Raw genomic sequence first — 17,857 nt, 5'->3', positions numbered from 1 at the left:
GAAAAATGTTATATGAGTGTTTTAGCCATGATTAAATCCGTTTGCTCTTCATCACCCATATAAAAAGAGTGGGCGCCGGTCTGAACAAACCCCATTTTCTTATAAAAGGCAATGGCATTTTCATTTTTTTCCCACACACCTAGCCAAATGTTCTTTTTATTACGTTCCAGCGCAATTTCTATCGCTTTATTCAGCAGATGTCTGCCAAGCCCATGCTTTTGAAAGTTGTTCTTTATATAAATTCTCTCGATTTCAAGTGATTCAGCACCCATTTCTTCAGACTGAGCATCATCGATATTGACCTTTACATATCCAGCGACTTCATGATCAAAGTAAACAAAAAAGAATTCCGAAGACGTATTGGATAATTCCTTTTCCAACTGCTTCATGTTAAATGCCCTTTCTAAATAGGCTTTCATATTTTCAGGTGAATTCTGATCTTTAAAAGTGTCATTGAATGTTTCAATACTCAATTGTTGGAGTACTTGTAAATCTTCTCGTCTGCATTTTTTAATGTTTACACTCATGTTCGGATTTAGCTCCTTTATATAAAATCACGGAACAGATACTGACCTTGTTACCATTCCACCAAAAATCTTCTCCATCATCAACTCCTTAATATTGTTTTTGTTGCAATTGCAATAAAATACCCTGTATTAAATATACCTTAACTTTGCTGTATTTACAACAAAACACATAAGTAAGAGGTCGGAACTCTGCTTCATTTTTAGAATGAAGAGCATAATAAAAACGCCTCCCTTAACGATGATTTATCGCTAAGAAAAGCGTCAGTAATAGTTGCTATCCATTTTTAGTGCTTAGCACTCTTCAGGCTTGCCTGCATTCGTTGCTGTTCTAAAGGAAGAACCGCAGCCGCATGAAGCGATGGCGTTTGGATTGTCGATGGTGAAGCCGCCGCCGAGCATGGATTGCTTATAATCAATCACGGTGTCGTTCATGATGTCGAGACTTTCTTTGTCAACTAGAACAGTAATGCCGTGCTGATCAAACACACTGTCTGAATCACCCTTTTCATGCTCAAAGCCCATTCCGTAAGAAAGTCCGCTGCAGCCGCCGCCTTTGACGCCTACGCGCAGAAACGCGTTTTCTTCTTCATGCTCTTTCATCATATCTTTTATATGCAAAGCTGCTGCTTCTGTAATTGTTACCGGGTTGCTCATCATTGTGAACCTCCTTTTAAAAACCGGTTGCTGTCTTTTATTATAAACATGATCGTCCCAATTCTCAAACAAGGTGTTTTACAAGAAATAGACACCCTCACAAACGGTTTCGGCCGGCCCTGTCATCATCACATGGCCGTTATCTTTCCAGTTAATTACTAAATCACCGCCTGCTAAATGCACCGTGATGTCTTGATTTCGTTTTGATACGCCGTTCAACACAGATGCGACTGCCGCTGCACATGCCCCTGTCCCGCATGCCTGAGTAATCCCTGATCCCCGTTCCCAGACGCGGAAATGCAATTCTTGTTCATTCACGGTTTCAACGAATTCCACATTGATGCCTTCCGGAAATCTCGGATCTTTCTCAATCACCGGCCCCAGTGTCGTTAAGGGTGCCTGTTCAATGTCAGCGATCGGAAAAACGATATGCGGATTTCCCATTGAAATGGCAGTGCCTGTTAGCTCAACTTCACCAAATGCCATGGTTTCATTGATTGTGTGTTCTTCCCCGCCGTCAAGCATCGGGAGCTCGGATTTTAATAAGCGCGGTTCGCCCATATCGACAGTGACCACATTCACTTCTCCATTTTCAACTTGAACCTCCGCTTTCACAAGCCCGGAGAGGGTTTCAATCAGAAAAGATGTTTCCTCAACCAGCTTATGCTCATATGCGTATTTTGCGACGCAGCGCAGGCCGTTGCCGCAGTTTTTCCCTTCAGACCCGTCATTATTAAAAATCCGCATTTTAACAGGCGCTTGGTCTGATGGGCATATCAGGATCATTCCGTCAGAACCGATCCCTGTATAAACAGAAGAAACCTGAATTGCAATCTCTGACAGTTTTTCTTCTGGAAGCTGTTCTTCAAATTGATTCACATAAATATAATTGTTACCCAAGCCGTGCATTTTGGTAAATCGAAATGAGTTCATAGGTGCCTCCAACTTTTTTTCTTTTTCTTAGTATAAAAGCTATTATAAGCGGACACAATACAATTATCCCCCGTTTTTCATACATAAAAGCTCCTTGCATGCACTGACGCAAGGAGCTTTTATTGTTTATATAAACATGCCGGCAATAGCCGCGCTGAGCAGATTGGCTAATGTTCCTGCAAGAACAGCCTTCAGGCCGAGACGTGCGATATCTGAACGGCGGCTGGGCGCTAATCCGCCAAGCGTACCAAGCATAATCGCAATTGATGAAAAATTGGCGAATCCGCATAACGCGAAACTGATAATGGTAGCAGTTTTCTTAGAAAACTCGCCGATGTGCGGACCGAAGTTAGAATAAGCGACAAACTCATTCAGCACCAATTTCTGGCCGATATAGCTTCCCGCCTGCAATGCTTCATGCCAAGGCACGCCAATCAAAAAGGCGATAGGAGAAAACACATAGCCGAGAATGGATTCTAATGTAACGCCTTTTAAGCCGAACAAGCCGAAAGCCCCGCCCAGAATACCGTTTACTACGGCGATTAACGCAACAAACGCAAGCAGCATCGCCCCAACGTTTAACGCAATTTGCAGTCCTGTTGACGCTCCCTTTGCAGCTGCGTCAATGACATTGGCTGCGCCTTCGCCTTCATCCATTTTGAAATCGCTTTTTACGGTTTGCGTTTTTTCTGTTTCGGGTATAATCAATTTACCAAAGACAAGTCCAGCTGGAGCAGCCATAAAGCTGGCCGCCAGCAAGTATTCAATCGGAATACCGAGAAGCGCGTACCCAAACAAGGTGGATCCCGCAACAGCCGATAGACCGCTCGTCATAATCGTAAACAACTCAGAGCGCGTCAGCCCGGCAATCAGGGGTTTGATCACTAATGGAGATTCTGATTGTCCTACAAAAATATTGGCAGCCGCCGCCAGAGATTCCGTTTTGCTTGTTCCAAGGAGCTTCGACAATCCTCCGCCAATGACACGGAAAACGAGCTGCATGATTTTCAAATGATATAAAACTGCAATCAGTGCTGAGAAGAAAATGATAACGGGCAGTACACTTAATGCAAATGCCGGACTGTCGCCGACCTTTAAAAGCGGTCCAAAAATAAAACTGATTCCTTCATTCGCATAGTCAATCAGAAGCTGTACACGGCTTGAAAACCATAAAAAAACAGCGCGTCCCGCTTCCCATTTCAACACGATGTATCCAAACACCACCTGTGTGCATAAACCCACGATGACGGTTCTTATCTTAATATTGCTTTTCTTTTCTGAAAATAAAAACGCGATAGCAATGATCGCAACTGCGCCCAGCAGTCCCCACAGAACATTCATGAGTACTCGTACACCTCTTAAATTTTATTTAAAAAATATCTTTTATACGATAACAATAATATTTTTTGATGTCTACACATTTTTTTAGTTCTTTTGTACGACAAAATAAAAAAGGGCCTGTCCAGGCCCTTTTCTTTAAAACATTGGATTTTCTTCAATAAAGGTATATATATTCTCAACAAGCTCAGCAGGCGTTTCACCCATGACGACTTCTCCGTTTACCAGAGCGAAAAGCGATTCCATACATGTCCCGCAGTAGCTTAAGCAGCCGTATTCAAGGACATCCAGGTTGGGATCCTTCTCCAAAATCGCCCGGGCTTCCTGAGAGCCGTGAGCCAGATTGCTGACACAAAATTCAATCATTGGATTCATGCGGTTTCACCTCACATACATCCATTATCGCGAATTTTTAACGATTCGTCAAAGACAACGGACTGTTCAAAATTTATTATCGTAACATATCATTCCTTGTAAAACGTTTTACTAATTTGCACTTTCAGGCTAAATTGTAGGTTATTTTGAAACTATTATTGTGATTTTAGATCAAATTCGATATAATTCTAGATGTTATTTTACATAGTTCGTATTTTCTTCAATGTGTCTATCATACTCTTCGGATTAAAGGGGAATTCAAATGAAAAAATTGGTCTTGATCGGCGGAGGTTACGGGAACATGCGTGTTCTTCATCGCTTATTGCCAAACCAGCTGCCTGATGATGTTTCAATCACGTTAATTGACAGAAATCCTTATCACTGCTTGAAAACAGAATATTATGCCCTTGCTGCAGGCACAATTTCTGACCATCATATCAGAGTGTCATTCCCAGAGCACCCTCGCCTGGATGTCCAATACGGTGATATCACATCAATTGATATTGCACAAAAACAAGTGCTGTTCCAAGATCGTGAACCGATTTCTTACGATGACGCCGTCATCGGGCTCGGCTGTGAGGATAAATATCACAACGTGCCGGGAGCGCCTGAATTCACCTACAGCATTCAAACCATCGATCAGTCCCGCGAAACCTACCAAAAGCTGAATAACCTGAGCGCTAATGCCACCGTCGCCATTGTCGGAGCGGGCTTAAGCGGCGTTGAGCTTGCAAGTGAATTGAGAGAAAGCCGTGATGACCTGAACATTATTTTGTTCGACCGCGGCAATCTCATTTTATCAAGCTTTCCCGAGCGTTTGAGCAAATATGTGCAAAAATGGTTCGAAGAGCACGGTGTCCGCATCATTAACAGGGCAAATATCACAAAAGTAGAAGAAGGCGTTGTGTATAACCACGATGATCCGATTTCTGCAGACGCCATCGTGTGGACTGCCGGAATACAGCCAAACAAAGTCGTCAGAGACTTAGATGTGGAGAAGGACGCACAAGGGCGTATTGTATTAACGCCTCATCACAATCTTCCTGGTGATGAACATCTGTACGTTGTCGGTGATTGCGCCAGCCTTCCTCATGCACCGAGCGCCCAGCTGGCAGAGGCTCAAGCAGAGCAGATTGTCCAAATCTTGCAAAAACGCTGGAATGGAGAAGCCCTGCCTGAATCAATGCCGCAGTTTAAGCTGAAAGGCGTCCTCGGTTCACTTGGAAAAAAAGCCGGTTTCGGGCTTGTTGCTGACCGTCCGCTGATCGGCCGTGTTCCACGTATGCTGAAATCCGGCTTGCTGTGGATGTACAAACACCATAACGGTTAATGATAGAGAAGAACCGCTGATCAAGTCAGCGGTTTAAATGATTACAAACGGCTAAAACGGTTTTAGTTTTAGCCGTTTTCATCTTTTCAGCGTGTTTGAAAACCCTTGAAGTCTAGGAAAGGCGAGCATTGGAGCGGAGCGAATGTTTTAATTCGTGAGCACCAACGCACAGGCTTGACAACGAATGCGAGGGTTTGTCCACACGCTGGAACCGCTGATCAAGTCAGCGGTTTTCTGTATACCCATGCTTCTCCATTTCCTCATAAACGTCTTTTAATTTTGGATTGCCTTCACCGACAATTTTGTCTTCTACGAGCACAAGCGGATAAAAATACTCGTCATTTCTGATTTTTTCCGCAAGCTCTTTCGCATGTTCATTGTCAGGCGGCTCATGAATATCGATATATTGCATCTCAAAAGGCTGATTCGGATATTTTCTTTTCAGCGCAGCCTCAAGCCACTCGTATGTATCCTTGGCTGTCGGCATATTGACACAGCTCGCACAAACGGTTTCTGCCCCGTACACGCTGAGCATGACTGGTTTCATCACTTGTAAACGCCCCCTTCTCCTAGGTAAGTCCTTTCTTTAAGTATACAGAGCCAAAGGACGTTTTTATAGAAAAAACCATTTTTGTGTTGAAGTCTGAATGTGCTATAATAGGGAAAGCAACTTTGCAAACCAAACAATAGATTTTTATTGTTACACTGAATATAATGGTTTTATGACGACGAAAGGAGCGAATGTCATGACTGAAGTTGAAATGAAAGAACAGGTGCAGGAAGTACTGGACAAACTTCGTCCGTTTTTACTTCGTGACGGCGGTGACTGTGAGCTTGTAGACGTAGATGAAGGTATCGTTAAGCTTCGTCTTCTAGGCGCATGCGGCAGCTGCCCAAGTTCAACAATTACGCTGAAAGCCGGAATTGAGCGCGCTCTTCTAGAAGAAGTGCCGGGTGTCGTTGAAGTAGAACAAGTCTTTTAATAAAGCAGCCAGGCTGATATTTAATCAGCCTGGCTTTTTTTATTAGAGATATTGGTCAAACCATGAGCTGATATAATTCAGGCGCTTGATCCGCTGTCTTGGGTGTCCGGTGCGTGACAAATTGTGCGAAGCTTTTGGAAAACGGACAAGCATCGTTTCCTTGCCCATTTTTTTCAGAGCGATAAACAGCTGCTCCGCCTGCTCGATCGGGCATCGGTCATCCCGCTCGCCATGCAGAATTAAAAGCGGTGTCTCAACGTTTGCTGCGTATTTTAAAGGAGACCGGTCCCAGAGCTTTTCTGTGTCCTCAAACAAGTCATGCTCAAGCTGCCAGTCTGTAAAGAAATAGCCGATATCACTGACACCGTGAAAGCTGATCCAATTTGATATCGATCGCTGGGTGACGGCAGCTTTAAAGCGGTTCGTCTGCCCGATGATCCAGTTGGTCATAAAACCTCCGTAGCTTCCGCCCGTGACGCCGAGCCGCTTAGGATCAATATGCGGATCTCGTTTGATAGCCTCATCCACAGCCTGCATCACATCGTCATAATCCTTTCCCCCATAATCTCCTCTGACTGCATTCACAAATTCCTGTCCGTAGCCATGGCTTCCTCTCGGATTGACATACACCACTGCGTACCCTTTCGCCGCCAGCACTTGAAATTCATGAAAATATGTATGCCCGTACATCATGTGCGGACCGCCGTGTATGTTGAGAATAAGTGGATATGTTGTTTCACCTTCCATTTGTGCAGGCTTCATCAGCCAGCCGTTCACCGTCGCGCCGTCTTCTGTGACATATTGAATCTCTTCAGGTATTGAAATCGCATGCTCACTGACAAACTTGTCATTCACGCCAGTCAGCTGTTTTTCTTCCTGTCCAAGTGGGATACTGTAAAGCTCACTTGGTCTGTCCGGCTTTGTCACACTGGCCATAAAGTGCTGTTCATCAGGTGAAAGAGAAAAGCTATTGATGTACTCCTTTTCCAGACGAATCGGATACACAAGGCCTTCAATCGAAATATAATAGATTCCCGTGCTTCCTTGATCTGTGCCGATAACATAAAACCCTTGGCAGTCTTTCGTCCAAATCGGGCGCTGTTCGGCACCTCCGATCAATGAATCTCCAATCAGCGCGTCCGCTAAATGAACGTCCAGCATCTCAGTCAGACATGTTAGGCGGCCTTGTTCGATATCATAGAGCCACGCCTTTGAGAGCGTTGCATTCTTATATTCCTTTTCATTTCCAAGCAAAGCAAGATACCTTCCGTCTGGTGAAAATGAACTAGATCCGAATGAGCCACGATGAGGTGTAACCTGCTTAAGATCTCCAGAATCCAGTGACATCATGTAAACATCATGCGGCTTGCTGGCATCATCCGTTTCAGTTAAATTAGCTGAGAAAACAATCCATTTGCCGTCAGGAGAAAAAGCAGGATCGCCATGATCGGCTTTGTGATTTGTCAGCTCCTTCATCTCGCCAGACTTAACGCTAACAAGCACAAGCTGGGCATACGCACCTCTCGTCAGCCATTTGCCGTCCCGTTTATAGGAAAGACCATGAACTTCAACTGGTTCATAGCTGTCCTGCTCCATTTTTTCTTGATCATTAACACTTTCTCCATCTCCCAAATTGACAGTGACAAGAATCGATTCACCGTCCGGGGACCATAGCGGCTTTGACACGCCATATGGGATATCAGTCAGTTTTCTTGCTTCTCCACCTTCAGTGCTCATGATATACAGCTGTGCTGCATCCCCTTCACGATCAGAAATAAAAGCAAGCGTGCGCCCGTCCGGAGACCATCTTGGGTCGGTGCTTCGCTTGTCTCCATGTGTCCAAGGAACAGACCCGCCTGTTTTCGTTTCATAGATCCATATATTTGATGTATACGAATCTTTCTCTTGGTTTACTTGTGACTTCACAAATGCGGCACGGGTGCCGTCTGGGGCGTATTGAGGATCGGTCACAGAGACAATCTCTGTAATGTCTTCTGCGGTTATCAGCTTTTTCATATTCATATCTCCTCCTTTTTACATGTATTTCGTTTTCCTAAATAAAAACTCCTTTATCTCCAGCAAAAAAAGCGCCCTCAGCTACGCTGAGAGACGCTTGGCATGATCTATACACTTTTTACTTGATATAAAGGATTTCGTTCTATTATACTTCCCTCTTTCGGAACCGTCAAAGCGTCAACTTCACAATGAGGAAAATGAAGCGCAAGCTGTTCCTTCAGCTCTTCTCCCTTTCCTTTTTCGGTCATGACGAGAATCGTCGGGCCTGCCCCGCTGAGCGCCGTTCCATATGCACCCTTCATCTCGGCGACGTGTTCCACTTTAGACAGCTCAGGAACTAGCATCGCCCGGTACGGCTGATGGAATATATCCTTTTTCATCATTTTCCCGACGAGCGGCCAATCCTTGGACATGATCGCAGCAATGAGTATATTGCTGACAGCACTTGCTTTTACGGCGTCGGCATATGGAAACTCCTTCGGAAGCACGTCTCTTGCGTCTCTTGTCAGCACTTCGTAAAAAGGAATGACAACGACAACGTCAATGTCAGCATCCGGGACGCGGATCATTTGGGTCTCGTCATCCTCATGCAGGCCGATCACAAGTCCGCCAACGAGAGACGCGCCAGCATTGTCCGGGTGTCCTTCTTCTAGACTGGCTACATGCAGCTTGTCCGCTTCAGACAGCTTTAGGCCGCATAATTCATCAGCCAGTTCAATGGCCGCTACAATCGCCGCAGCGCTGCTGCCAAGACCGCGTGCAAGAGGGATGTCGCTCCACACCTTCACATGGACTGGGGGCATTTCTTTTCCATACAAATCTGCGGTCCGTTTAGCCACTTGATAGATCAGGTTATCTGTACCCGCCGGAATTCCGGCGACTGTTTCTGTTTCAGCTTCAAATGACCATTTGTCGCTTTCAAAGACGGTCAGCTTCAAATATCTGCTGAGCGCCATTCCGACTGAATCAAAGCCGGGGCCTAGGTTAGCCGTACTTCCGGGAACAGTGACAGAGAACAGCATGTCGGCTTCGTTCATACACGGGCCGCTCCTTTTATATATTCAAGGATGCTTTCTTCATCAGTCGGCAATGTGACGGGCTTGATTTCTGAAATGTCGACAGCTGTGTTCGGGTCTTTCAGTCCGTTTCCTGTTAAAACAGCGACAACCTTGCTGCCTTTCGGAATGTCTCCGGATTTCACCTGTTTCAGTACTCCTGCGATAGACGCGCAAGAACCTGGTTCTGCAAACACGCCTTCTTCACGGGCAATCAGCTGGTAGGCGTGAAGGATTTCACCATCAGTGACTTCGTCAATTTTCCCATTGGATTCCTCGGCTGCCTTTACCGCTTTGTCCCAGCTTGCCGGGTTTCCAATCCGAATGGCCGTCGCTATTGTTTCCGGATTTTTAATCACTTCATTGCGCACGATTGCCGCAGCGCCCTCCGCTTCAAAGCCGCGCATTTTTGGAAGGCCTGTGCCTTTTTTCTCATGATATTCCTTGAAGCCCTTCCAGTACGCAGTGATATTTCCCGCGTTTCCAACTGGGATAGCTAACAAATCCGGCGCTTCCCCCAGCTGTTCGCACACTTCGAAGGCAGCAGTTTTTTGGCCTTCAATGCGGTAAGGGTTGACTGAGTTGACAAGGGCAATCGGTGATTTCTCACAGATGGAACGGACAATTTTAAGCGCGTCGTCAAAGTTTCCGTCAATTGCGATAATCTCGGCTCCGTACATGACTGCTTGAGCGAGTTTTCCAAACGCAATTTTTCCGTTCGGGATGATGACGATGCATTTCATGTTAGCGCGGGCTGCATATGCTGCCGCAGCAGCGGAAGTGTTACCTGTTGACGCGCACATAATCGTGTCATTGCCTTCTTCTTTTGCCTTCGCCACAGCCATAACCATTCCGCGATCTTTAAATGATCCCGTAGGATTGACGCCCTCCGTTTTGACATGAAGCTCAATTCCGAGCTGCTCAGACAGCTTCGGCAGGTGAATAAGAGGCGTGTTTCCTTCATGTAAAGTAAGCGTCGGTGTTTGATCTGTTACAGGTAAAAATTCTTTATATTGATGGATAAGTCCTTTCCACATTAGCTCCAACCGTTCCCTTCTACACGATATGTGCTTTTGACTTCTTGAACGACTTCCAAATCATTTAGGTTTTGCAGGATATCGCTAAAATCAGCTTCTGATGTATGATGTGTGACAATTACGATTTCTGCTAACTCATCATGGCCTTTAATTGGCAGCTGAAGGATTTTTTCAAAGCTCACGCCCCGTTCTGAGAACACAGACGTAATTTTCGAGAATGAACCAACCTCATCTTTTACATGAATTCTTAAAAACTGCTGTGCATAAATGTCAGACGGCGATTTCATGTTTTTCTCATATTGCGGCCCGACAAAGCTGTTGCCGGTTACACCGAGGCGCATATTTTTCATGACAGCGACAAGGTCAGAAACAACGGATGTCGCTGTCGGCATGCTTCCGGCTCCCGGCCCGTAGAACATCGTCTCACCGACAGCCTCGCCGTATACATAAACGGCGTTAAACTCATTATGAACAGCAGAAAGCGGATGGTGGTCAGGAAGCAGTGTCGGCTGTACGCTGACTTCGATTTTGCTGCCGTCACGCTGGGCAATCCCGATCAGCTTCATTGTATAGCCAAGACGTTTGCTAAAGCTGATGTCCTCGTCTGTAATCTGGGAGATCCCCTTTACCTTAACGTCTTCCAGATCCACGTTCATCGAGAAGCCGAGGCGCGCCAATATCGCCATTTTCCGTGCGGCGTCAAGCCCTTCCACGTCTGAAGTCGGATCAGCTTCGGCAAAACCAAGATCTTGCGCTTCCTTGAGCACTTCCTCGTAAGGGCTTTTTTCTTTGATCATTTTTGTTAAGATAAAGTTTGTTGTGCCGTTCACAATTCCCATCATTTTTGTAATTCGGTCTGATGAGAGGCCTTCCTCTAATGTGCGCAGAATCGGAATCCCGCCGGCAACACTGGCTTCAAAGTAGATATCGCACCCATTTTCCTTCGCTTCCGCAAGCAGCTCGGAGCCGTACACCGCCATTAAGTCCTTGTTTGCTGTGACAACATGCTTTTTCGATCTCAGCGCGTCGACCAAATATTGTTTTGTCTGCTCAACTCCGCCGATCACCTCGATGACGACATCAACATCTGGATCATCAATGACATCATATACTTCTGTCGTAAGCACTTCCTTCGGCAAATCTACTTCTCTCTTTTTCTCAATATCTTTTACAAGCACTTTTTTTATCGTAACCGGACAGCCGACCTGATGCATAAGCTTATCCTGATGATCTTGAATAATTTTAACGACACCGCTTCCGACGGTACCTAAACCTAAAAGCCCTACACGAATTGCTTTCAAAAAAACTCCACCTTTCTTTTGATTGTCCTCTTGAAAAAGACAATTGTTAACCCAACACAGACATATAAGTTACAAACATTATATAAGCCCGCTCCTGTTTTGACAAGACAGCATTAGGCTGAATTTTGCGAATGTAAACGCTTAACATGTTGATATGACAAGATTCTTTATTTTCTAATTATTTTTGTCAGATTTTCTCCTTACTCTGAGCTGCCTTTGCCGAGCCAGCTGACGCGGGGAACAAACAGCTTCTGCGCCCGCATATTCATGAATTCCTGCGCTGTATTGAGAAATTGTTCATAACGTCTACAGTCATTAAGAATAAAGTCAAGCTGTTCTTCAAAATAATGCCTTTCTGATTCTGAAGACATGTAATAGCTTTCCACGATTTCAAAATAATGAAGCGGAAAAAGCAGACGGCTGTATAAAAGGCGTTTCGAAAACGAAGACAGCGGTGTGACTTGCTCGTATTCCTGCAAAAAGAGAAACCCCTGCTGTTGAAAATCTTGTCTGTGATGCAAAAACGTATGCCTCATATATTCAGCCATATCACGGGAAGCGTGGTCAAACACCCAATCCGCCGGAATTCTGATCAGTGATTCGGGTGACCATGTATGCCTTTCCATCCGCTGATGGCATATCGTTCCTGAATCAGCGGCTTGGGGCTTGTCATCCAGCTCAGTGTCCACTAAATATTGGATCGCGTTTTCTGACAGTCCTAAATAATATGGAAATGACTCGATCATTTTTTTATCGAATGGCTCGTGAGGAGGGCTATGAACCTTTCGCTGCCAAAACGCCTCCAGCTGATCAATGCGTTTTCCCCACAGATCCTTCCACTGGCCGATTCTTCCGGCTGCCTTCACCTCATACGGATACCCTCGGCCTTTTCGGTGAAATTCCGCCAGCTCCGCTCCAATGGAGAACGCCCTGTTTGAATAAGGGGGGGCCGCCTTCAGCAGAGCGTACGTTTTTCCTTCATGTTCAAATGTCAGCTCGCCTTCTTTTGTAAAGATAAAAACCGAAACGTATGGGTCACTTTGTTCTTGTAAATACTGACTCATGTAATAAAGCTCCGCCAGCTCTGTATCTGAGAATTGGGAAACGGGGATAATCAGAAAGAATGAATTAGGCGTCTGAAAGCATTGATATGTGTGCTGGTACATGGAGAGCTGCCTGATGTGAATGCCGTATTTTTCTTTTATTGTACCTTTCACCATGATCACCTGCCTGTTGAATTAGGGCTCCTCACATCGTAGTCATACACAGCCGGAATTATGAATACATATTTTAATCCGAACAAGGCGCAAGAAAAAGTCGTAAACTTCTCAAACATTTTGTATAAACTAGTAAAAAAGATTGGGTGAAGCTGATGTCAGAAAACGAACAAATCAGTCAGATGGAAGCTAAAGCAAGAGCACGGATGAAGGAGCGCGGCGTTGAGGTATCAGACATTGCTGAGCTTGTCTTTTTTCTGCAGAAAAAATATCATCCGGATTTGACCATTGATGAATGCACGCTGAACGTCAATCGTGTTCTCGCAAAACGCGAGGTGCAAAATGCGATTTTAACGGGCATTGAATTGGATGTTCTTGCTGAGCAGAAAAAACTGTCTGAACCGCTGCAAACGATGCTGGAAATAGATGAAAGCCTATATGGAGTAGATGAAGTTCTGGCATTTTCCATTGTAAACATTTACGGATCGATCGGGTTTACGAACTACGGTTACATCGACAAAGAAAAACCCGGAATCCTTAAACGATTAAATGATAAATCAACCGGCGAATGCCATACCTTTCTGGATGACATCGTCGGCGCGATTTCCGCCGCGGCCTCAAGCAGGCTCGCACACCGCGCGCGGCACACAGAATAAGGGCACCCTTTTGGGGCGCCCTTTTTTCAAATGTATGGAATCCATTCGGTGAGAGAGTCAATGGCGTAAGTCGGTTTTTCCATCTCGTCTGTCATATGCTCTCTTTTCGTTACACCCGTGTGAACGAGCAGCGTATCCATACCCGCGTTAATGCCGGCCATAATATCAGTCGCGTAGTTGTCGCCGACCATGAGTGTTTCAGACACATCTGTGCCGAGAACGCGCATCGCCTGCTCCATAATGATTGATTCCGGCTTGCCGATAAATACAGGCTGTACACCTGTAGATACAGTTAACACAGATGTCAGTGAGCCGTTTCCAGGCAGAAGCCCTCTTTCAGTCGGAATCGCAATATCTCCGTTAGTGGAAATAAAGCGGGCGCCATTTCTGATTGCCAGGCAGCCGACAGCAAATTTTTCGTATGTAATGGAACGGTCGATACCAACAACGACAAAGTCCGCGTTTTCTCCGCCAAATGTCAGGCCGTTTTCCTCAATCGCCTGGCGGATTCCCTCCTCCCCAATCACATATACAGAAGCGTCTTTTTTCTGCTGGGCAATATGCTGGGCAGTAGCCATACTTGTCGTGAAGACCTGCTCTTCTGTTGCCGGAATATCAAAAGACATGAGCTTGTCCGCCACTTGCTTCGGTGTGCGAGAAGAGTTGTTTGTCACGAAAAGATAAGGAACGCCGCGATCTTTCAGTGTTCTGACAAATTCACACGCTTCCTCGATTTTTTCCGTGCCATTGTACATCGTTCCGTCTAAATCAATTAAATACCCTTTATATGTTTTCATTATCTACACTCCTGTGGCTTTCCAGTTGTTATTTAAACGCGGAAACAGGTCCTAGCTCTGTTTCCAAATAGCTTCTGATCCGTTTCGGGAAGTCTTGAAGAGCTGTTTGATGCGCCTTGATCAGACTGTAAAGCTCGTCGCTGTCAGCGAGCAGGTACTGTTGAACCAATGTTTTGCGGTAGGCGATCAATTTCTTGAGCTCAGTTCCCTCTTTTTCAGTGACAACTTTTTCATCAACAAGTATATCCATAATGTCATCATAGCTGCCCGGGTCCCGCATAATAAAACCATCAATCATATCATTGCCTGTATCAAGAATGCATTCGATCAACAGATGGCCTATACGCTGAAGCGCCAGTGCCCCGATTTCAGACTGCCAGTCTGTTTGTGAGTTAAATAGCGCCAGCTGGTGCTCGAAGAACCCCAGTGTTTTCTCTATTTTGTTTCTGTCAACAAAATACATGACAGCATCCCCTTTGTGTATATTTATTTTCTGATCCGTTTCAAGACAAAATACGCACAGCCGAAATTGCAGTATTCGTAAATATATTCATCTAATGTGCTGATTTTCGTTTCGAAGGTTGCCTTTTGATTCTGGTCGTCAAAGAAGCCCTTGAGCCTAAGCTGACCGTATCCCCAGTCTCCCACAATATAATCGTATTTATTTAATATATCTGAGTAGCGAGCTTTAAAAGCCTCTTCGTTGAAGCCGTCTTTGAAATTGTGCACCAATTCAAATTCGGCATTTTGAATAAGAATCATGATTTCACCTCTTTTTCACTCATTCCTATCATAATTCATTGCCCCGTCCCCATCAATTGCTAAAGAATAAATCATGCGATTTGGCTACCCTACACATGAGGAGGGATTGATAAATGAAACGAACTGCCATCAGCCTCTGCCTGCTGACCGGGCTTTTATCCGGATGCGGAGGCGCAGGATTGGATCATGCCCAGAATGTCCGCTATCAGACACAGAATCAAACCAAACCCATTCATGTGTCGGATCGCAACGAGGCTTTTAACAGGCATGATGAAAACGAACAATTTGGCTATGTCCGCTATCAAAAAGAAAAATTTGACGGCGGACAGCAGAAAACGCCGGTGATGAACCGGGAAGAAACCGCTCACATGATAACAAGTTTAACGGTTCAGCTCCCCCATATTCAAGATGCTGCGACATTGGTGACTGACCGAGAAGCGCTTGTCGTATACAAAACCGATACTAAAAACCGCGAGCTGACCGCCGATCAGGTCAAAAAAACGGCGGCTTCTGTCATACCGCGATACTATCATGTGTATATTTCCGATAATCCAAACCATATGCAGTCCATCGAAAATTACAGCAATCTCGGCTCTGGTTCCAGAGATATTAGAGAGATCATGTCGGGGACGATTCAAGAAATGAAAACCTCCCCGCAAGGAAGCCCCGTCTCAGAGGATGAAAATGCCAACGGAGAAACACATCAGGACATGAAACTCGATAGGAATGACAAAAACGCCAGATGATCTGGCGTTTTGGCATTACGCTTGTGCTTGACGCTTTTTAGATGCTTCGTTTACCTGTTCATCCGCATGGTAAGAGGAGCGGACAAGCGGACCGGCTTCGCAATGGCTGAAGCCTTTTTGCATCGCGATTTCCTTTAACTCTGCAAATTCATCAGGGTGATAATATTTTTGGACTTTCAAGTGTTTTTTCGTCGGCTGCAGATATTGGCCGATTGCCATAATATCCACGTTGTTCGCCAAGAGGTCGTCCATTACTTCAATAATCTCTTCTTTGGTTTCGCCAAGTCCGATCATGATACTTGATTTCGTCGGAATGTCAGGCTGCATTTCCTTCGCACGGCGCAAAAATTCCAATGAACGATCGTACGTCGCACGCGCGCGGACTCTTGGCGTCAGGCGGCGAACCGTTTCGATATTGTGATTCAGGATGTCTGGGCGTGTATCCATCAAGGTTTTTAGGTTATCGTAGTTTCCGCCCATATCAGACGGCAGCACCTCAATTGTTGTGAACGGGCTTTTTCTGCGAATTGCACGGACGGTTTCCGCGAAAATGCCTGCCCCGCCGTCTTTCTGATCGTCACGCGCAACAGCCGTAATGACCGCGTGCTTTAGATTCATAAGCGCGACTGAATCCGCTACGCGTTCCGGCTCTTGCAGATCAAGCTCAGTTGGAAGGCCTGTTTTGACAGCACAGAAACGGCATGCTCTTGTACAAACAGAACCTAAAATCATAAATGTCGCTGTACGTCTGACCGCCCAGCATTCATGAATATTCGGACATTTTGCTTCTTCGCATACGGTATGCAGGTTGTTTTCCCGCATGAGTTTTTTGAGCCCTGTATAGTTTTCATTTGTATTTAATTTGATTTTGAGCCATTCGGGCTTTCTGAGGTGTTCGTCTTTCTTTGCCAATTCCCATCATCTCCAATATCCAATATACTCAATTTCTGACACGAAACATTCTGAAAACGAGAAAGGTGCAGGTTTTAATTTCTGCAACAAAAATAATGTTTTTCTAACTAAAGAAAGTCTTTTCTTTAGACACTTTAACATAGGAAAAATTTCTCGACAAGGGAAGATGATTACTGACATTTTTAAGCCGGGTTGCTGCAAACTATGTGTATTCAATTTGAAAGGAGATTATTTTGTGAAAGTTTTGTTATCCGCTCTTCTTCTCCTTTTGTTTGCATTTGAGCCTTCTGCGTCTGGAAAAAAGCTTTCAGATCCAGTGCTGTCGAAACGGATGGAATTATATCATAAAATCGAGGCTGTGACGCAGATCCCTTGGTATGCGCTCGCCGCTATTGATCAATACGAGGAAAATGTGAGGAGCAACCGGAAAGATCTGCCCGACAAGGCGGGAATCATCAGCATCCATATACCCGATGAAATCTGGAGCGGTCCTGAAAACCCAAATCCGAAAGACGATGCGCCGTTAAGCATTAAAGTGTTTGACGGAATCGGAATGGATGGCGATGGAGACGGGAAGGCAGAGGTCAGCAACGATGAAGATATTTTGTATACGTTCAGCCAATACTTGCTGTCGTACGGCACAGATGAGGACAACATCCGCATCGGGCTTTGGCATTATTACCGGCGCGATCAGACAGTGGGGATCATATCTGAATTCATGAAGCTGTTTAAAGCCTACGGCCATATTGATCTGGGCGAGCATGCATTCCCGCTTCCGATCAGAACCGATTACAGCTATCGAAGCACGTGGGGAGATGCCCGCGGCTTCGGAGGAAGACGGATCCATGAAGGTACGGATATCTTTGCCCATTACGGCCTTCCTGTCAAATCCACATGTTACGGCGTTGTCGAAATGAAGGGCTGGAACCGCTTCGGAGGATGGAGAATCGGCATCAGGGACATTAACAATACGTATCATTATTTTGCCCACCTCAATGGGTTTGCCAAAGGGATTAAAACCGGTCAAATCGTTGAGCCCGGCCAAGTGATCGGATCAGTCGGAAGCTCCGGATACGGCCCTCCGGGAACCGCCGGGAAGTTCCCGCCGCATCTGCACTATGGCATGTACAAAGACAACGGAAGAACCGAATGGTCATTTGATCCATACCCGCATTTGAGGGCGTGGGAGCGATATGAATACCAAAAAAAGAAGTAACA

At 45.4% G+C, this 17,857-nt stretch carries 20 protein-coding genes; 5 read left to right on the top strand and 15 right to left on the bottom strand.

What is annotated here, in order from left to right; all coding sequences use genetic code 11:
• Window positions 1-8: 8 nt before the first annotated feature.
• The 5 genes from paiA to BLL41_RS08720 all read right to left on the bottom strand — a co-directional run bounded on the left by paiA (window position 9) and on the right by BLL41_RS08720 (window position 3,827).
• Window positions 9-527: a spermidine/spermine N(1)-acetyltransferase gene (gene paiA / locus BLL41_RS08740; RefSeq protein ID WP_071577531.1), complete on the bottom strand. Its 519-nt coding sequence runs from the start codon at window positions 525-527 to the stop codon at window positions 9-11.
• Window positions 528-818: 291 nt separating this feature from the next.
• Window positions 819-1,181, bottom strand: coding sequence for a HesB/IscA family protein (locus BLL41_RS08735; RefSeq protein WP_071577577.1), 363 nt, complete (start codon window positions 1,179-1,181; stop codon window positions 819-821).
• Window positions 1,182-1,259: 78 nt separating this feature from the next.
• On the bottom strand, window positions 1,260-2,114 hold the full coding sequence (gene dapF / locus BLL41_RS08730) for a diaminopimelate epimerase (RefSeq protein WP_071577530.1): 855 nt from the start codon (window positions 2,112-2,114) through the stop codon (window positions 1,260-1,262).
• 126 nt (window positions 2,115-2,240) lie between these two features.
• Complete coding sequence (locus BLL41_RS08725) at window positions 2,241-3,455, bottom strand: NupC/NupG family nucleoside CNT transporter (RefSeq protein WP_071577529.1); 1,215 nt, start codon at window positions 3,453-3,455, stop codon at window positions 2,241-2,243.
• 135 nt (window positions 3,456-3,590) lie between these two features.
• Window positions 3,591-3,827: a YuzB family protein gene (locus BLL41_RS08720; protein ID WP_003222913.1), complete on the bottom strand. Its 237-nt coding sequence runs from the start codon at window positions 3,825-3,827 to the stop codon at window positions 3,591-3,593.
• Window positions 3,828-4,089: 262 nt separating this feature from the next.
• Here BLL41_RS08720 and BLL41_RS08715 point away from each other — a divergent pair, with 262 nt between their 5' ends.
• Window positions 4,090-5,157: an NAD(P)/FAD-dependent oxidoreductase gene (locus BLL41_RS08715; protein ID WP_014665237.1), complete on the top strand. Its 1,068-nt coding sequence runs from the start codon at window positions 4,090-4,092 to the stop codon at window positions 5,155-5,157.
• A 223-nt stretch (window positions 5,158-5,380) separates the two neighbouring features.
• Here the strand turns inward: BLL41_RS08715 and BLL41_RS08705 are convergent, their stop codons facing one another.
• Complete coding sequence (locus BLL41_RS08705) at window positions 5,381-5,707, bottom strand: YuzD family protein (RefSeq protein ID WP_021480530.1); 327 nt, start codon at window positions 5,705-5,707, stop codon at window positions 5,381-5,383.
• 97 nt (window positions 5,708-5,804) lie between these two features.
• On the opposite strand from BLL41_RS08705, the gene BLL41_RS08700 reads away from it, so the two are divergent.
• Window positions 5,805-6,140 (top strand): NifU family protein, encoded by a 336-nt coding sequence (locus BLL41_RS08700; RefSeq protein ID WP_010886606.1) that lies wholly within the window; start codon window positions 5,805-5,807, stop codon window positions 6,138-6,140.
• Between the two features lie 42 nt (window positions 6,141-6,182).
• Here the strand turns inward: BLL41_RS08700 and BLL41_RS08695 are convergent, their stop codons facing one another.
• The 5 genes from BLL41_RS08695 to cotNH form a co-directional block, all read right to left on the bottom strand.
• Entirely contained in the window at window positions 6,183-8,156 is a 1,974-nt protein-coding gene (locus BLL41_RS08695; RefSeq protein ID WP_071577528.1) for a S9 family peptidase, read from the bottom strand.
• 107 nt (window positions 8,157-8,263) lie between these two features.
• Window positions 8,264-9,193, bottom strand: a complete 930-nt coding sequence (gene thrB, locus BLL41_RS08690) for a homoserine kinase (protein WP_071577527.1) — start codon at window positions 9,191-9,193, stop codon at window positions 8,264-8,266.
• The gene (gene thrC, locus BLL41_RS08685; protein WP_071577576.1) at window positions 9,190-10,248 is read right to left on the bottom strand and encodes a threonine synthase; all 1,059 of its coding nucleotides are present in this window, start codon (window positions 10,246-10,248) and stop codon (window positions 9,190-9,192) included. Before thrC ends, thrB begins: the two co-directional genes overlap by 4 nt.
• Complete coding sequence (locus BLL41_RS08680; protein WP_014477878.1) at window positions 10,248-11,549, bottom strand: homoserine dehydrogenase; 1,302 nt, start codon at window positions 11,547-11,549, stop codon at window positions 10,248-10,250. Before BLL41_RS08680 ends, thrC begins: the two co-directional genes overlap by 1 nt.
• A 200-nt stretch (window positions 11,550-11,749) precedes the next feature.
• A complete protein-coding gene (gene cotNH / locus BLL41_RS08675) occupies window positions 11,750-12,769 on the bottom strand; it encodes a spore coat-associated protein CotNH (RefSeq protein ID WP_071577526.1) in 1,020 nt (339 codons plus the stop codon).
• Window positions 12,770-12,921: 152 nt separating this feature from the next.
• Between cotNH and BLL41_RS08670 the strand changes: the two genes are divergently transcribed.
• The gene (locus tag BLL41_RS08670; protein ID WP_071577525.1) at window positions 12,922-13,422 is read left to right on the top strand and encodes a phosphatidylglycerophosphatase A family protein; all 501 of its coding nucleotides are present in this window, start codon (window positions 12,922-12,924) and stop codon (window positions 13,420-13,422) included.
• 26 nt (window positions 13,423-13,448) lie between these two features.
• Here BLL41_RS08670 and nucF read toward each other — a convergent pair whose 3' ends face one another.
• Genes nucF through BLL41_RS08655 form a run of 3 tightly spaced genes read right to left on the bottom strand, consistent with a single transcriptional unit; the run spans window position 13,449 to window position 14,981 of the window.
• Complete coding sequence (gene nucF / locus BLL41_RS08665) at window positions 13,449-14,219, bottom strand: 5' nucleotidase NucF (protein WP_071577524.1); 771 nt, start codon at window positions 14,217-14,219, stop codon at window positions 13,449-13,451.
• A 28-nt stretch (window positions 14,220-14,247) separates the two neighbouring features.
• Window positions 14,248-14,682 (bottom strand): DUF86 domain-containing protein, encoded by a 435-nt coding sequence (locus tag BLL41_RS08660; protein WP_071577523.1) that lies wholly within the window; start codon window positions 14,680-14,682, stop codon window positions 14,248-14,250.
• A 23-nt stretch (window positions 14,683-14,705) separates the two neighbouring features.
• Entirely contained in the window at window positions 14,706-14,981 is a 276-nt protein-coding gene (locus tag BLL41_RS08655; protein ID WP_003228682.1) for a YutD family protein, read from the bottom strand.
• 113 nt (window positions 14,982-15,094) lie between these two features.
• Between BLL41_RS08655 and BLL41_RS08650 the strand changes: the two genes are divergently transcribed.
• Window positions 15,095-15,727, top strand: a complete 633-nt coding sequence (locus BLL41_RS08650; RefSeq protein WP_071577522.1) for a YhcN/YlaJ family sporulation lipoprotein — start codon at window positions 15,095-15,097, stop codon at window positions 15,725-15,727.
• Between the two features lie 15 nt (window positions 15,728-15,742).
• Here the strand turns inward: BLL41_RS08650 and lipA are convergent, their stop codons facing one another.
• Window positions 15,743-16,639 (bottom strand): lipoyl synthase, encoded by an 897-nt coding sequence (gene lipA / locus BLL41_RS08645; RefSeq protein ID WP_003222888.1) that lies wholly within the window; start codon window positions 16,637-16,639, stop codon window positions 15,743-15,745.
• A 235-nt stretch (window positions 16,640-16,874) separates the two neighbouring features.
• On the opposite strand from lipA, the gene lytH reads away from it, so the two are divergent.
• On the top strand, window positions 16,875-17,855 hold the full coding sequence (gene lytH, locus BLL41_RS08640; protein ID WP_071577521.1) for an L-Ala--D-Glu endopeptidase: 981 nt from the start codon (window positions 16,875-16,877) through the stop codon (window positions 17,853-17,855).
• Window positions 17,856-17,857: the final 2 nt, after the last annotated feature.

Origin of the sequence: Bacillus sp. FMQ74, assembly GCF_001875785.1 — a bacterium.
In the GTDB taxonomy this organism is placed as follows: domain Bacteria; phylum Bacillota; class Bacilli; order Bacillales; family Bacillaceae; genus Bacillus; species Bacillus stercoris.
Note: the sequence above shows the minus strand (reverse complement) of the source record. Positions and strands in the feature narration are given on the sequence as shown.

What these genes read in the sequence shown, in the direction of transcription:
- BLL41_RS08660 (WP_071577523.1), bottom strand. Translation starts at nt 14,682, where the DNA reads ATGTATTTTGTTGACAGAAACAAAATAGAGAAAACACTGGGGTTCTTC.
- BLL41_RS08650 (WP_071577522.1), top strand. Translation starts at nt 15,095, where the DNA reads ATGAAACGAACTGCCATCAGCCTCTGCCTGCTGACCGGGCTTTTATCC.
- BLL41_RS08735 (WP_071577577.1), bottom strand. Translation starts at nt 1,181, where the DNA reads ATGAGCAACCCGGTAACAATTACAGAAGCAGCAGCTTTGCATATAAAA.
- BLL41_RS08720 (WP_003222913.1), bottom strand. Translation starts at nt 3,827, where the DNA reads ATGAATCCAATGATTGAATTTTGTGTCAGCAATCTGGCTCACGGCTCT.
- thrB (WP_071577527.1), bottom strand. Translation starts at nt 9,193, where the DNA reads ATGAACGAAGCCGACATGCTGTTCTCTGTCACTGTTCCCGGAAGTACG.
- BLL41_RS08715 (WP_014665237.1), top strand. Translation starts at nt 4,090, where the DNA reads ATGAAAAAATTGGTCTTGATCGGCGGAGGTTACGGGAACATGCGTGTT.
- BLL41_RS08655 (WP_003228682.1), bottom strand. Translation starts at nt 14,981, where the DNA reads ATGATTCTTATTCAAAATGCCGAATTTGAATTGGTGCACAATTTCAAA.
- paiA (WP_071577531.1), bottom strand. Translation starts at nt 527, where the DNA reads ATGAGTGTAAACATTAAAAAATGCAGACGAGAAGATTTACAAGTACTC.
- dapF (WP_071577530.1), bottom strand. Translation starts at nt 2,114, where the DNA reads ATGAACTCATTTCGATTTACCAAAATGCACGGCTTGGGTAACAATTAT.
- BLL41_RS08670 (WP_071577525.1), top strand. Translation starts at nt 12,922, where the DNA reads ATGTCAGAAAACGAACAAATCAGTCAGATGGAAGCTAAAGCAAGAGCA.
- cotNH (WP_071577526.1), bottom strand. Translation starts at nt 12,769, where the DNA reads ATGGTGAAAGGTACAATAAAAGAAAAATACGGCATTCACATCAGGCAG.
- BLL41_RS08725 (WP_071577529.1), bottom strand. Translation starts at nt 3,455, where the DNA reads ATGAATGTTCTGTGGGGACTGCTGGGCGCAGTTGCGATCATTGCTATC.
- BLL41_RS08700 (WP_010886606.1), top strand. Translation starts at nt 5,805, where the DNA reads ATGTGCTATAATAGGGAAAGCAACTTTGCAAACCAAACAATAGATTTT.
- nucF (WP_071577524.1), bottom strand. Translation starts at nt 14,219, where the DNA reads ATGAAAACATATAAAGGGTATTTAATTGATTTAGACGGAACGATGTAC.
- thrC (WP_071577576.1), bottom strand. Translation starts at nt 10,248, where the DNA reads ATGTGGAAAGGACTTATCCATCAATATAAAGAATTTTTACCTGTAACA.
- BLL41_RS08695 (WP_071577528.1), bottom strand. Translation starts at nt 8,156, where the DNA reads ATGAAAAAGCTGATAACCGCAGAAGACATTACAGAGATTGTCTCTGTG.